11 protein-coding genes are annotated in these 14,267 nt (G+C 34.7%); 4 read left to right on the plus strand and 7 right to left on the minus strand.

The window, feature by feature from the left end; translation table 11 throughout:
* Window positions 1-2,244, plus strand: a complete 2,244-nt coding sequence (gene porZ / locus BUB80_RS07680) for a type IX secretion system anionic LPS delivery protein PorZ (RefSeq protein WP_073292353.1) — start codon at window positions 1-3, stop codon at window positions 2,242-2,244.
* A complete protein-coding gene (gene recO, locus BUB80_RS07685; protein ID WP_073292354.1) occupies window positions 2,244-2,930 on the plus strand; it encodes a DNA repair protein RecO in 687 nt (228 codons plus the stop codon). The genes porZ and recO overlap by 1 nt, the downstream gene beginning before the upstream one ends.
* Before the next feature lie 146 nt (window positions 2,931-3,076).
* Here recO and BUB80_RS07690 read toward each other — a convergent pair whose 3' ends face one another.
* The 4 genes from BUB80_RS07690 to BUB80_RS07705 all read right to left on the minus strand — a co-directional run bounded on the left by BUB80_RS07690 (window position 3,077) and on the right by BUB80_RS07705 (window position 8,076).
* The gene (locus tag BUB80_RS07690) at window positions 3,077-5,731 is read right to left on the minus strand and encodes an MGH1-like glycoside hydrolase domain-containing protein (protein ID WP_073292355.1); all 2,655 of its coding nucleotides are present in this window, start codon (window positions 5,729-5,731) and stop codon (window positions 3,077-3,079) included.
* Window positions 5,732-6,093: 362 nt separating this feature from the next.
* Window positions 6,094-6,903 (minus strand): glucose 1-dehydrogenase, encoded by an 810-nt coding sequence (locus tag BUB80_RS07695; RefSeq protein ID WP_073292356.1) that lies wholly within the window; start codon window positions 6,901-6,903, stop codon window positions 6,094-6,096.
* Window positions 6,904-6,976: 73 nt separating this feature from the next.
* A complete protein-coding gene (locus BUB80_RS07700; RefSeq protein ID WP_073292357.1) occupies window positions 6,977-7,450 on the minus strand; it encodes a GNAT family N-acetyltransferase in 474 nt (157 codons plus the stop codon).
* 8 nt (window positions 7,451-7,458) lie between these two features.
* Window positions 7,459-8,076 carry a DUF1684 domain-containing protein gene (locus BUB80_RS07705; RefSeq protein WP_073292358.1) on the minus strand — a complete coding sequence of 206 codons (618 nt, stop codon included), beginning with the start codon at window positions 8,074-8,076 and terminating at the stop codon, window positions 7,459-7,461.
* Between the two features lie 185 nt (window positions 8,077-8,261).
* On the opposite strand from BUB80_RS07705, the gene BUB80_RS07710 reads away from it, so the two are divergent.
* Window positions 8,262-9,833 (plus strand): GMC family oxidoreductase N-terminal domain-containing protein, encoded by a 1,572-nt coding sequence (locus BUB80_RS07710; protein WP_073292359.1) that lies wholly within the window; start codon window positions 8,262-8,264, stop codon window positions 9,831-9,833.
* 1 nt (window position 9,834) lies between these two features.
* Here the strand turns inward: BUB80_RS07710 and BUB80_RS07715 are convergent, their stop codons facing one another.
* The 3 genes from BUB80_RS07715 to mqo form a co-directional block, all read right to left on the minus strand.
* On the minus strand, window positions 9,835-10,698 hold the full coding sequence (locus BUB80_RS07715) for an AadS family aminoglycoside 6-adenylyltransferase (RefSeq protein ID WP_073292360.1): 864 nt from the start codon (window positions 10,696-10,698) through the stop codon (window positions 9,835-9,837).
* Window positions 10,698-11,099: a hypothetical protein gene (locus BUB80_RS07720; protein WP_073292361.1), complete on the minus strand. Its 402-nt coding sequence runs from the start codon at window positions 11,097-11,099 to the stop codon at window positions 10,698-10,700. The genes BUB80_RS07715 and BUB80_RS07720 overlap by 1 nt, the downstream gene beginning before the upstream one ends.
* A gap of 88 nt (window positions 11,100-11,187) precedes the next feature.
* Window positions 11,188-12,693 carry a malate dehydrogenase (quinone) gene (gene mqo, locus BUB80_RS07725; protein ID WP_073292362.1) on the minus strand — a complete coding sequence of 502 codons (1,506 nt, stop codon included), beginning with the start codon at window positions 12,691-12,693 and terminating at the stop codon, window positions 11,188-11,190.
* Window positions 12,694-13,159: 466 nt separating this feature from the next.
* Between mqo and BUB80_RS07730 the strand changes: the two genes are divergently transcribed.
* Window positions 13,160-14,266, plus strand: a complete 1,107-nt coding sequence (locus BUB80_RS07730) for a hypothetical protein (RefSeq protein ID WP_073292363.1) — start codon at window positions 13,160-13,162, stop codon at window positions 14,264-14,266.
* Window position 14,267 lies beyond the last annotated feature (1 nt).

Genomic DNA, 14,267 nt, shown 5'->3' on the forward strand with positions numbered 1-14,267 from the left:
ATGAAAAAACTCTCTATAATTTCTCTTGGTATTTTAGCATCCCTACAATTGGTAAATGCTCAAACTATTTCTTCAAAAAAATGGTCGGATTTATTTTCCTATAACAACGTTATAGCCATGAAAGAAGATAATGGAAAAATAGTTGCAGCCGCAGAAAACGGACTTTTCTACTATACAATTTCCACCGGAGAAATTACCAAGCTGTCTAAAGCAAACGGCTTACATGAGATAAAAATAACAGCTTTCGATTATAATCCGCAAACTAAAATAGGACTTATAGGATACCAAAATGGATCTTTAGATGTTGTCACACCAGATGGAGTAACCTATGTAGTAGATATTCCTATTGCAACAGGATATAGTGGATCTAAAAAGATTAATCATATTTCTATAACTGGAGATCAGGCGGTTGTTTCTGTAGGCTATGGTGTTTCTATTTTCGATTTAAAGAAAAAAGAATTTAAAGATTCTGCATTCTTTTTGAATGGAGGAGTTTATCAGGCCAGTAATGAAGCTGTGATATTTGGTAACAAAGTGTATTCCGTAACTAATAATGGATTAAAAACTCATGAACTGAATACCACTTTCCCAGTGTTTACAACTTGGGCAACAGAAATGCCTGGGAATTTCACACATATTGATTCAGAATCCGTACTTACATTTTCATCTCCTACTACTTCTTACATCTATAATAGTGGGGTCTCCACTCCTATAGGTCAAACATTTACCAATGTTCATGATATTGTTGTAAATGCAAATAATATCATTGTGACAGATCAAGCAAGAGTATATGTTTTTAATACAAACGGAACTGCTGGGAGTGCTTCAAGCTTTGGTGAAGAATGTAATACAGCCACGACCGTTGGTGGAAATGTATATGGGGGAACCATACTATCAGGCATAAAAAATAATGCCAACAATACCTTTAAACCAGATGGCCCTTACAAAAATACTTCATATAAAATTTCGTTATTGAATGATCAAATATGGGTTTCTTCAGGAAGTTTAGAAAGTTACAATGCACCAAGTTACAGAAACCTAGGTTATTATCATTTTGATGGTGGAAAATGGAATTATCCAGATTATTTTATTAACAATCCTATTGTTTTCAACATACTAGATGTTGCTCCTAATCCATCAAATCCAAGTGAAGTCTTTTTTGTAAACTATTCTCTACGTCCAAACGAAAAAGGTATTTACAAAATGGAAAATAATACCTTCAAAAAAGTATATAAAAATAATGATTCTAATAACAATTATAACCGTCCAGGAGGCTTAGTTTTTGATGAAAACAACCAGTTATTTGTATCTGTAGGTGTTATAGAAAATCAGGTTTCAAATACCGGTTACTATTTTTATAACAAAGGGACAGATGATTTTACCATTGTTCCTATCATAGCAGCTGGAAATGTTCAAAAACCTCTTGTAAAAGATGGGATTATTTATATCCCCAGTCCCTTTTTTGATCCAGGAGGACTTATCATGAAACAATATGGTAATAATCCCACCTCTACATCTACCCCCATAAAACTTATTAATAAAAGTAATAATTTACCCGCTAGTGGTACAGTATCCGCTGCTATAGACAAAGATGATAATGTCTGGATTGGTACTAGAGGAGGATTAAGAATTCTTTCTAATCCAAAATCTGCGATTACTGAAACATCTCCGCAGACTGAGGCTATTGTAATAGAACAAAATGGTATTGCAGAAGAACTGTTTAGAGATAATACTATTTTACAAATTGAAGTAGATGGAGGAAACCATAAATGGGTTTCTGTAGATGGTGGTGGTATATATTATCTATCAGCTAACGGTGAACAGGTAATAAAGCGTTTTACCAAAGAAAATTCTCCACTACCCACAAATAGTGTTACGGATATTAAAGTTGATAACAAAACCGGAAAGGTCTACTTCGTTACTCTTGACGGAATTGTCACTTATCAAAGTGATGTAGCAGATGTCACATCAGGTTTTGGTAACGTATTGGTATATCCAAATCCTGTGGTCTATTCAAACTTTAAGGGAAAAGTTACGATAAAAGGGTTAGCCGAAAAAACAAATATCAGAATTGCAGATGTTGCAGGGAATGTAGTTCATTCTGCTGTTGCCAGAGGTGGTTATTATGAATGGGATCTTAACAACATGAAAGGTGCAAGAGTCGCTTCTGGGATTTATTTTGTACTCATGACCAACGAAGATGGTTCTGATAAAGCTACTGCAAAAATAGCCGTCGTTAATTAATGAATTCTCAAACCGGATTTCTACTTTCATTTATAAAATATGGCGAAAATGATGCTGTTTTGTATTGTTTTACCGAAGATGAAGGCTTTCAGACCTATTTCTTAAAAGGTGTTTATACCAAAAGAAATAAAAAGAAAGCTTTGCTTCTGCCTTTAAACCAGCTTAACTTTTCTGTTAATATAGCCAGAGGCAATGGCATTCAGTCGGTTTCTAAATTTGAACTGATTAAGAACAATGATATCTACACTGATATTAAAGCCAATACTGTTATATTTTTCATTTCAGATTTTCTCAATCAGGTGTTAAGAAATGAAAATAAAAATCCTGCTATTTTCTTCTGTATTGACGAATTTATGGATGAATTAACACAACGGAATTATCAGTCTCATTTGATATTTTTAATTAAAATTTTAAAGATTCAGGGGGTTGCGCCTCTAATCGATGAAGGAAAATATTTAGACCCCGAAACAGGAACTTTTTCTTTTACCTCCATGCATCAGCTTTTCACAGAGGACGTTTCATTGATATGGAAAAGTATTATTTCATCGGAGAATCCGTATCAGATAAAAGTTCATTCATCATTAAGAAAAGACTTTTTGGATAGCCTTTTAGTCTATTATCATTATCATATTACAGATTTTAAAACACCTAATTCATTAGAAATTATTCAACAAATATTTGAATGATTTTTAAGAGGAAATAAACTAAATTTTTAACCATTAAGATTCGTTTAACTTGTTAAGAATATTAAGATTAACTTTCGTTCAAGAATTAAATTGAAATGATTTTACCTTAATTAAACTTAATTTCTAAATAAATCTTAATGGTTTATTTATTTCGCTTCCTCCGGCATTTCCGTTTCGGATTCTGCAATTTCTTTTTTGGTAAATCTTGGCTGAAGAATTTTTGCAATTAAGCCCGTCCAGCCCGTTTGATGGGAAGCTCCTACTCCACGGCCATTATCTCCATGAAAATATTCATAAAATAAAATGTAATCTTTAAAATCTGGATCAGTCTGAAATCTTGGATATTGCCCGTTAGCCGGTCGATTCCCATTTTCATCTTTTAAAAATATCTTGGATAGCCTTTTGCTTAAAGCATCTGCAATCTGATCTAAATTCAAATAATTCCCACTTCCAGTAGGATATTCAACCATAAAATCCGGACTGTAGTAAAAGAAAAACCGTTGAAGACTTTCAATAATTAAAAAATTAATTGGAAACCAAATCGGACCGCGCCAGTTGCTGTTACCTCCAAAAAGTCCGCTATCACTTTCTGCTGGAGTATATTTTACAGAATAATCTATCCCATTTAAATTCAATTCGTATGGATTATGTTCATATTCTTTTGACAACGCACGAACTCCATACTCACTTAAAAACTGATTAGGATCAAGCATTCTGCTCAACAACCTTTTCAAACGATGCCCTCTCAAAAGTGAAAGTAAATGTTTAGAATCCTGCCCCTTAACTTCCCAACGGGAAACCAGAGATGCCAATTCAGGTTTATTTTCAAGAACCCATTCCATTCTTTTCTTGAAATTCGGCAAATTTTCAATCATTTCATCATCAATCACCTCAACAGCAAACATCGGTATCAAACCAACAATCGTTCTCATTCGCAAATACATATGATTCCCGTCACTGGAAGAAATCGCATCGTAGAAAAACTCATCCTGTTCGTCCCAAAGGCTAAAACATTCATCTCCCATATTATCGAGAGAATTGGCAATAGAAAGGAAATGTTCAAAAAACTTCATTGCCATTTCCTCATATACATTGTTGTATTGAGCCAATTCCAACGCTATTCTCATCATATTTAAAGCAAACATAGCCATCCAACTCGTTCCGTCAGACTGTTCAAGCTGTTCACCGTTTGGAAGTGGCGTATTACGATCAAAAACTCCAATATTATCAAGTCCTAAAAATCCTCCCTCGAAAATATTATTTCCATTGTGGTCTTTCTTATTTACCCACCAAGTGAAATTCATCAACAGTTTTTGAAAAGCACTTTCCAGAAATTCCAGATCGGGTTTATTCTTAAAATATTCGTCAATTTTAAAAACTCTGAAAACCGCCCAGGCATGAACGGGAGGATTAACATCACTGAAATTCCATTCATACGCAGGAAGTTGTCCGTTTGGATGCATGTACCATTCAAAAAGGAACAGCTTTAACTGTTGTTTGGCAAAATCAGGATCAATCAACGAAAAACTTATGGTGTGAAATGCGAGATCCCAAGTGGCATACCAAGGATATTCCCATTTATCGGGCATGGAAATAATATGCTCATTATTGAGGTGTTGCCATTCATAATTTCTAATTTTAGCGCGGGATTTTGGAGGTTTCATTTCCGCAGGATCTCCTTTTAACCATTTTTCAACGTTGTAATGGTAAAACATTTTATTCCAAAGCATTCCTGCAAAAGCCTGCCTTTGAACTAACTTTTCATCCTCAGTTTTTATTCCTTCCTGAATATCTGCATAAAATTCGTCGGCCTCTTTTTTCCTTAGATTAAAAACCTCATCAAAATCTTCAAAAGGCTGTTTCAACTCTTTATCTGAAAGTCTAAATTCAAAGGTTTTGGTTTCTTTTGCTTTGAAGTTTTCATCAATTAAAAAAGAAGCTTTGGTTCCAATATTTTTTGGATTGATTGCTTCTGAATTTCCATTGACTACAAAATCATTGATGCCATCTTTACAATAGTCTGAATTATTTGAAGATTGATAAAGCTTTTCATTATTGGTTTCATTATCACAAAACAATGTTTTTAACGACTGTTTTGCATACATATTTTTAATTTCCAAGTCTTTATGATTAACTTTAATAGAAGTTGATTCCTGTGAACTTAGTTGAGGTTTATAATTATCATATCCCCAATTCCATGTATTTCTGAACCAAATCGTTGGAAGAATAAGTAAAGGAAACTCTTTGTCGGCCTTATTAACAACCGTAAGCCTAACTAAAATATCGTTCTCGCTTTCTTTAGCATATTCTATAAAAATATCGAAGTATTCATTTTGGTCAAAAATCCCGGTGTCGATTAATTCGTATTCCGTTTCTTCTTTGCTTCTTGCTGCATTTGTTTGTAACAAATCTTCGTAGGGAAAAGCATTCTGAGGATATTTATACAACATCTTCATGTAAGAATGCGTTGGCGTAGCATCCAGATAATAAAAATATTCTTTCACATCTTCTCCGTGATTTCCTTCGCCATTTGTTAGGCCAAAGAAACGTTCTTTCACCATTTTATCTTTCTTATTCCAAAATCCTACAGAAAAAACGAGCTTCTGCATATCATCACAGATTCCGCAAATTCCTTCTTCACCCCATCGGTATGCTTTTGCTTCGGCAGTATTATGGGTTGTGTAATTCCATGCGTCGCCATCTGCACTGTAATCTTCACGAACCAGCCCCCACTCTCTGTTGCTTACATAAGAGCCCCATTTTTTCCACATAACATCGGATAATCTTTCTTTTTCTTTCATATTTTTATAAATATCTAAAAACTGATAATTGAGAGAAAAAACCTTATAGGTTTTGGAAACCTATAAGGTTTGAATGTATAAACCTTTATCATACACTTTTCTACAGAGTTTGTCATTCCGTAGGAATCTCAACTGAGCTTTTAATTACTATGTTTAGATTCCTCCGGAATGACAAACTGGATCATGATTTTTTAATTAGCAAACGCAGTTGATTCATCATTTACATTCAAAAGACAATTGTTTCTACTTTGGCTACCATGCGCCCCGGATTGAACGGCCTGTCTGAGCTCTTTTTGTAAGCATCGGAAAATGTATCGGCACAAAAAAGCGAGTAGTGAAAGCCGGAAATGCGCACCCTAAAATTATCCTCCTGTAGAAAAACTTTCAAAAGTGGTCATTCCACCATCTACAAAAACGCTGGTTCCGGTGATATAATCTGCAAGGTCACTCGCTAAAAAAGCAGCCAGGTTTCCGATATCCTGTGGTTGCCCAATTCTGTTGTATGGAATTAAATTTAGTAAAGAATTTAAGGCTTCCGGAGTGCTCCATGCATCTTTATTGATCGGAGTTTGAATAGCACCCGGACAAATAGAATTGACACGGATTTTATTTGCCCCGTATTCCTGAGCAAGCGTCTGCATCAACATTCTGATCGCGCCTTTACTCGAAGCATAATTGGCATGCCCCGCCCAAGGAATAATCTCGTGCACCGAACTGATATGAATAATTTTTCCGCAAGCGATAGAACGTGTAGGATCAATTCCACGGCGAAGAAATTCTTTGATCGCTTCTCTTGCACACAAAAACTGACCTGTTAAGTTGACCCCAATTACAGCGTTCCACTGATCAAGCGTCATTTCTGTGAATTTTGAATCTTTCTGAATACCAGCATTGTTCACTAAAATATCAACCGTTCCGAATTCTGAAACTACATCCTGAAACATTTTTACCACCTGATCTTCTTTAGAAACATCACATTGATAGGTAATTCCTTTTCCTCCTGCATCGGTAATTTCTTGTAAAACGGCTTTGGCCTCGTCTGCAGATCTTTCTGAAGAGTGATTGACAATGATGGTGGCTCCTGCCGAAGCCAAGGATTTTGCTATTCCTGTTCCTATTCCGCTTGAAGCTCCGGTAACGACTGCTACTTGATTACGAAGTGATATTTCCATGTTTTATTATTTGATGTTACTCAAAGTTAATGGAAAGAATCAAGACAACTGAATATTTAAATTTAAAGTTTTCTTAAATTTTTTTGTACATCAAACGCTGCGGACCACTTCTCCCAATTCTTGTTTTACCATCAAATTGATATCCTACTTTGATATAAAGGTCGTACGCAGAAGTATTGTTTTCGTTCACGGCTAATACGATTTCGTCACAGTTTTTGAAATTTTCTCTTACAAAATCATCAATCTGAATCATTGAAGCTTTTCCAATTCCTTTACCTTGTAATTTTGGATTGATTGATAATGATCTCAACAACGTGGAATTTGGATTATCCGTAAGGTCAAGTTTATCTTCTCCGAAATCTAATGTGAAGAAACCTGCCGCTTTTTCATTCTCAAAAATAGTTATGGGAAATTCTAAATTGGTATTCCGTTCTTTTATTCTATTAAGCGCAAATTCTGCGGTGGATGTATACCTTAACTGCATCTCATCTAATGTATAACTTACTTCAGAAAGATCTTCCCGTTTGAAAAAATGTAAATTGATCATATCTAATTTTAATGATGATAAATATCTTCATACATTACCCCAGCACGAATTTCCACCGGAAGTTTGTTTTCTTCAGGAACAATCGGACAGTTATAATCATAAGCATTATAAGCACAAAACGGCTGGTATGATTTATTAAAATCGAGAACAATGGTATTTCCTTTTGGAATCGTTAGATCCATATATTTTCCACCGCCGTACGTCTCTTTCTCGTTAGTTAGATCTCGGAAAGGCAAGAAAAGATAATCTTTGTATTTCTTTTGTTTCATTAAATCTAAACTTTGATACAACGTTAAAGTATATGGCTTTCCATCCAGTGTAAAAGTTGCTTTTCCATATTCTTTATACGATTTTGTTTTTCCTGAAGAAGTTGGAAGATCAAAAGGTTTTGCATCCTTTGTTTTGGTAAAATTGGCAGTTACTCTATATTTTAAATCAAATGGAAAGAAAGGATGCCCTTTAAAATTGGTAAAATTATCTCCACGTAAAGGTGTTTCCTTAACATTACGATATTCTGCATTCAGTTCCTCCTGAAATTTCTTGACTTCCATAACTTCCTTAGAAACCATCTTTTGAGAAAATACTAAGAAGGGTAACATCAGGAAGAGTATAATATATTTCTTCATTATCTTTTTTAAAGTTTAAAACTATGAATTTTCCTTTTTATAGAAGTTAAAATTAAACTAAAAAAATGGCAATTTAATTTTAACAAAAGTAAATATTCAACAAGAAACCGAATATTTATTAAACCTTTCTAACAAATTAGGAAAACATTCTGATTTCCTAGCATGCTTTTTGGAAAACAAACAGCATGAATAGGAAAGAATTTTTAAAATCCAGCGCTCTGGCCATTGGAGGATTTTATTTTTTACAGTCAAACTTGCTTCAGGCTATGCAACCTCAGCTCCGAGATCAAAAAGAGATCGACGTGCCCATCATTATTATTGGTTCAGGATACGGAGGTGCTGTTTCTGCATTGCGTTTATGTGAGGCCGGCAAAAAAGTAATTATGCTGGAAATGGGACTTAATTGGGGGAAATCAAATCTACCCTATTCAAACTTATTAAAACCCGGACAAAGCTCGGCTTGGTTAAAAACAAAATCGATTGCTCCCTTCCTTAATATTTTTTCATTAAAACCTTTTACAGGCGTGCTAGACAGGCTTGATTTTGAACATATCAATATTTGGATAGGAAGAGGTGTTGGCGGTGGTTCGCTGGTTAATGGCGGTATGGCGGTAACTCCAAAAGAAAGTTATTTCAAAGAAATTTTCCCTGATCTTGATGCTCAAAAATTTTATAGCTTCTATTTTCCTCTCGCCAGAAAAGAGCTTAAAGTAAATGTAATTGATGAACAGTTTTTACAGGATTGTCCGTTCTATAAATTTACGAGAGTAGGTGAAGGTGAAGCTCATAAAGCAGGTTTTAAAACAATGAGAGTTCCGAATGTGTATGATTTTGATTATATGGAAAAGGAATACAAAAATGAAGTTCCACGATCTGCCTTCAACACAGAAGTCATTTATGGAAATAATCACGGAAAAAACAGTCTCGACAAAACCTATCTTAAAAAAGCTTTAGATACAGGAAATCTTGAAATTCTGGATCTTCATAGTGTAGATACTATTAAACTTAATGACGATAAAACGTATACGCTAAATGTTCAACAAATTGATACCGCAGGAAAAACCGTTGCTGATAAAGTATTTCATTGTAAAAAACTGATTCTTGCAGCGGGAACTATGGGAACCTTAAAGCTATTGCTTCATTCTAATGCAGTAAATAATTTCCCTATTAACGAAAGCATCGGCAAAAACTGGGGAAACAACGGAAACTTTATGACTGGAAGAAATTGGGTAAAACCTTTATCCGGCGGAACGGGAGCTAAACAATCTACCATTCCTGTTGGCGGTGTTGATAACTGGGACGATCCCGACCATCCTTTTTTTGCAGAAATTGCCCCTTTACCTATGGGAATGGATGTTGCCACTGCTCTTTATTTACAGATCAACAGAGTAGATAAAAAAGGTTCTGTTTCTTATAGCAACAACCAACTTACGATAGACTGGGATGAAAGCAACACAAAAAAGATGAGAGAAAACGCCGACTATTTCATTAAAAAGATGAATAAAGCCAATGGCGGAACACGAGCCCATCTTTTGTTTAATAATGGTTTTGGAGCTAACATTTGTTATCATCCATTAGGTGGTTGTGTCTTGGGAGAAGCTACCAATGCATTTGGGAAATTAAAAAATCATGACAATCTCTTTGTTTTAGACGGTTCATTGATTCCGGGAACCATTGGGGTAAATCCTTTTGTTACCATTACAGCAATTACGGAATATTGTATGGATAACTTAATGAAGCAAAATGAGTTTGCCTAAATTATGATTGAAATCTAACCTCATCAAGATATTTCCTGATATTATTTTCTAACTCTATTGGATAAGTGAAGTTAATTTTTGCAGCCAAATCAATTCCTAATTCATGAACAAGATCTGCATACGCAAACAAAGCAATCCAGTTTTGTTCTATATCACTTCCTGAAAAAGTAGCTTCTACTTTTTCCCATAACTCAGTAGATAGATATTTTTTGAAAAGCCTTCCGTGTTTATTGGTGGTGATATTCCATTTGTTTTCGCTGGCGATATACCATTCTAGTAAAGGAACCAAATAATCTGTTCGGATCACATTTTCAGACATGAATTTTGCGTAGAAAATTTCGTTCCGTTTAAGACATTTTGCAACGTAGGTTGTATCCCACCAAAAATCATTGATCAATTGTTGAAACCTTTGTTCACTCGGTTTTTTAATCATGATAGATTGATACGTTGCAGGTTTCATATCTTGGGTTAAATCATCTTTATCCAACAAAACCTTATAGCCAACATCCCAATCCTCAGGAAGAGTTTCAGCTTGCACTTCTTTTAAAAATTCGGATTTTTGATATAATTTGAAATCAACTTTTACGTGATCTTCATACAAAACCATTTTCATAGCGTGTTTCCCATCGAAAAAAGTTTCATTCTCTTCTATCATTGAAATGGGTTTACCGAAAGTATTAATCCAAGTTTTATCAGATTCATACAACTTCATATCATTAAAAACCAACTCAATATCAAGATCACTTAAATCATCAACAGGAGCGTAAGGATTCACTAAGGAACTCGTTAATAAAACAGCTCTTACATTAGGATTTTCTTTTGCCCAATGAATAATCTGTTCCAATTTTTCATCCCTTATTTTCATCAGTAAGATTCTGAAATTTTAACACGATATACATCCAAAGAATTTCTTTTAATGGATTCTACTACAAATCCACCTTCTTCGGGAATTACTTCTCTCAAATCAAAACTTCTGCAATCTCTCGGAAGTCCTGAGAATATTAAGGTAAACCAAAAATCTTTCATAAAAGGAACTACTGTCCAGTTTGGAGATATAGTAATATTTTCTGCGTGAATCAGTTTGCTTTTATGATCAGAATTATTATCAAAAAGATATGTTGAGTTCCAAATTCTGATCAAATTACCTAAAAATGGAGATGCAGGAAAACAACAATGCACAATCACCTGCTTCTCTTCTTCTATTTTTGTCTGGAGAGATTCAAGGAGTTCTTTTGCAATAATCGGTTTTACAAGTGTATCTGGCATTTTTTTATGATGAATAATTAGTAATGGGCAATAAGTAATGACTAACCGCAAAATTAATCATTTATTGCCCATTGCTTATTACTTATGTTTAATATTCTAATTCTAATTTCTCTTTAGAATAATTTCTTACTTTTTCGGTAAGCTCAGGATTTCCGGCTAACTTCTGTCCATACGATGGAATCATTTCTAATAATTTTTCTTTCCATTCTCCATGAAGTTTTTCAGGGAAACATTTTTCAAGAACATTCAACATCGCATATGCTGCGGTGGATGCTCCAGGAGATGCTCCTAATAAAGAAGCAATGGTTCCGCTTTTATTCACAACCACCTCGGTTCCGAATTCTAACTTACCTCCGTCTTTTTCATCTTTTTTGATCACCTGAACTCTTTGTCCGGCCACTTTCAATTCCCAATCTGCTTCATTCGCATCTTTCACAAATTCTCTTAAATGCTGTATTCTCTGAGCCTTGGTCATGGCAACCTGCTGAATAAGATATTTTGTTAAAGGAATATTGTGCCACCAAGCACCGAATAAAGATCTGATATTTTTAGTATTAACACTTTCAGGAAGATCAAGATAACTTCCTTCTTTCAGGAATTTAGTTGAGAAACCTGCAAACGGACCAAAAAGCAATGCTTTTTTACCATCAATAATTCTTAGATCCAAATGAGGAACCGACATTGGTGGCGCATCTACCGTAGCTTGCGTATATACTTTTGCCTGATGCTTTTCTACCAATTCCGGATTATGAGTTACCAACCATTCTCCCGAAACAGGGAAACCTCCGTAACCTGCACTTTCTTTAATGTCTGAACTATCCAATAACGGAAGCGCATATCCTCCAGCTCCGATAAATACAAAATCTGCAACTACTTCCTGTCTGTGATTATGAATTCTGTCTTTCACCTTCATCTCCCATTCTCCATTTTCTCTAGGGTTGATGTCTTTCACTTCGTGGTATAAGAACACCTCTACATTAGAATCTTCCAATAAGTGTCTTCCCATTTTTCTGGTTAAAGAACCAAAATTCACATCTGTTCCCAAATCCATTTTGGTAGCAGCCATTATTTCAGACTCGTTTCTTTTACTCATTACCAAAGGAATCCATTCTTTTAGTTTAGCATGATCTGTAGAAAATTCCATTCCGTGAAACAGAACAGATTCTGACATTTTATCATGACGCTTTCTTAAATATTCAGCATCTTTTTCACCAAATACCAAGCTCATGTGTGGACAAGAATTAATAAAATCTTTTGGCTCCTGAATATATCCTTTGTTTAATAAATAAGACCAAAACTGTTTAGAGATCTCAAACTGTTCGGCAATGCTTTCTGCCTTGGAAATATCTATTGTTCCATCTTCTTTTTCAGGCGTATAATTAAGCTCACAAAAAGCGGAGTGACCTGTTCCTGCATTATTCCAAGCTGCAGTACTTTCTTTAGCAAACCGGCCCAACCTTTCAAAAATTGCGATCTCCAAATTGGGATCAAACTCGTGTAATAATGTAGCTAAAGTGGCACTCATAATTCCGCCACCTATTAGTACAACGTCGTATTTTGGTTTCGGCGTTCTGCTCGTAAGCGATTGTGACATAATTGTAAATTTTATATCAAATTTCGGGAAAAGTTTTAAGAAAAAGGACTGCTTTAACGATTTTAACAGGTTAATTTTTTGACAAATTTAAAATATTAATTATTCAAAAAATATGATGGAAATTATCTATTCTATCCGATTGGAATGATGAATTTAAGCAACCAATAATCTCAATATAGTGATTTATATTAAGTGTAAAACTTAAGTTCATTTAAGTTTTATTAAGTTTATTATTTAGAATAATTAAACCGTAATCATTTACACCGTAAATAAATATTAATAAAACACAAAATTTACATTAAAATAAATAATCAAAACAGCAATTAATAATAAAATTAATAACATCAAATACACTAACACATGAATATAAAACCTATTTAACATTTTTTTTATGTACTTTTATGTAATATTTAATACATATTAAATTAACATTTTGTTAAAAATATTTCGTTAAAAATCAATACAAATGAAAACTATTAACCTTATTAGTATGTTCTTTGCCACGGCTGCAATAGCCCAAAGCGGAGGCGTAGGGATTAATACATCCACTCCTGATCCCAGTGCAATTTTACACATCGAAAACTTTAAAGGAATACCCGCTACTGCTACTGCAACAATATCAGGAGGTGCTGTAACGGGTATCTCTATAACAAATGGTGGAAGCGGATACACTTCAGCTCCTACAGTAAACTTCTATGGAGGAGGATCTATCGTTAACGGAGGTACAAAAGCCAGAGCAACTGCCATTGTTTCAGGAGGTGTAGTTACAGGAGTTACCCTTAATAACGGAGGAACCGGTTATACCAGCATTCCTACTGTTGCTGTTTCCGGTGGTAATAAAGGACTCCTATTTCCCAGCCTGAATATCACCAACCTCAGCAGTACAACTACCCCAGTAGCCTCGCCTGCCAATGGACTAATAGGATACAACGGAGGTACAAATACTAATAATAATGCGTTGCATTTTTTCAATAGCACTACAAACCAGTGGCAAAGTACGATTGATGCAGAAGACACCCCTAAAGTAGCTTATCTAGATTTTACAGGCTCTTTATCTATATTAGATAATGCTGTGGCCGGAGCCAATTCTCTCTTAGTAGTAAATCCTCCAGCTATTTCCGGAGTTTCAAATATTATGGGGTTTAAAGTGGTATTAAATACATTATCAGGAGGCTATTCTTTGATTCTTCCTCAGGGAAATTATCTCGTAGAAGTAAACCTAAACCTGAATTCTCCACAGGAAATACCTGCCGGACAAGGAGGAACAGCACCTCTTACAGGCAGTACTTATTATCTGATGGGATATTTTATAGATTTTTACAGTGATGCTTTTAATAACACGACGAGTGTATTTACTCCGGGTATCAATTCCCGAAAAGAAGTTCCTATTGTTTCGAAGGTTAATACCAATCACCTTGCTACATGGTCTTATTACTATAGTGTACCTCCTAATGCCAATTCCAACATCATCGGAGGATTAAGACTGAGATTGGGAAGAATGCAGAATAGTACATTTTATGATTTGGTGAATGTAATCCCTGCAGGATCTTATATTAAAATTTCTAAACTTTAAA

The organism is Chryseobacterium polytrichastri, assembly GCF_900142445.1.
Lineage (GTDB): Bacteria > Bacteroidota > Bacteroidia > Flavobacteriales > Weeksellaceae > Chryseobacterium > Chryseobacterium polytrichastri.

Excerpts from the sequence above, each read along its gene's own strand:
- porZ (WP_073292353.1), top strand. The coding sequence starts at position 1 with ATGAAAAAACTCTCTATAATTTCTCTTGGTATTTTAGCATCCCTACAA.
- recO (WP_073292354.1), top strand. The coding sequence starts at position 2,244 with ATGAATTCTCAAACCGGATTTCTACTTTCATTTATAAAATATGGCGAA.
- BUB80_RS07690 (WP_073292355.1), bottom strand. The coding sequence starts at position 5,731 with ATGAAAGAAAAAGAAAGATTATCCGATGTTATGTGGAAAAAATGGGGC.
- BUB80_RS07695 (WP_073292356.1), bottom strand. The coding sequence starts at position 6,903 with ATGGAAATATCACTTCGTAATCAAGTAGCAGTCGTTACCGGAGCTTCA.
- BUB80_RS07700 (WP_073292357.1), bottom strand. The coding sequence starts at position 7,450 with ATGATCAATTTACATTTTTTCAAACGGGAAGATCTTTCTGAAGTAAGT.
- BUB80_RS07705 (WP_073292358.1), bottom strand. The coding sequence starts at position 8,076 with ATGAAGAAATATATTATACTCTTCCTGATGTTACCCTTCTTAGTATTT.
- BUB80_RS07710 (WP_073292359.1), top strand. The coding sequence starts at position 8,262 with ATGAATAGGAAAGAATTTTTAAAATCCAGCGCTCTGGCCATTGGAGGA.
- BUB80_RS07715 (WP_073292360.1), bottom strand. The coding sequence starts at position 10,698 with ATGAAAATAAGGGATGAAAAATTGGAACAGATTATTCATTGGGCAAAA.
- BUB80_RS07720 (WP_073292361.1), bottom strand. The coding sequence starts at position 11,099 with ATGCCAGATACACTTGTAAAACCGATTATTGCAAAAGAACTCCTTGAA.
- mqo (WP_073292362.1), bottom strand. The coding sequence starts at position 12,693 with ATGTCACAATCGCTTACGAGCAGAACGCCGAAACCAAAATACGACGTT.
- BUB80_RS07730 (WP_073292363.1), top strand. The coding sequence starts at position 13,160 with ATGAAAACTATTAACCTTATTAGTATGTTCTTTGCCACGGCTGCAATA.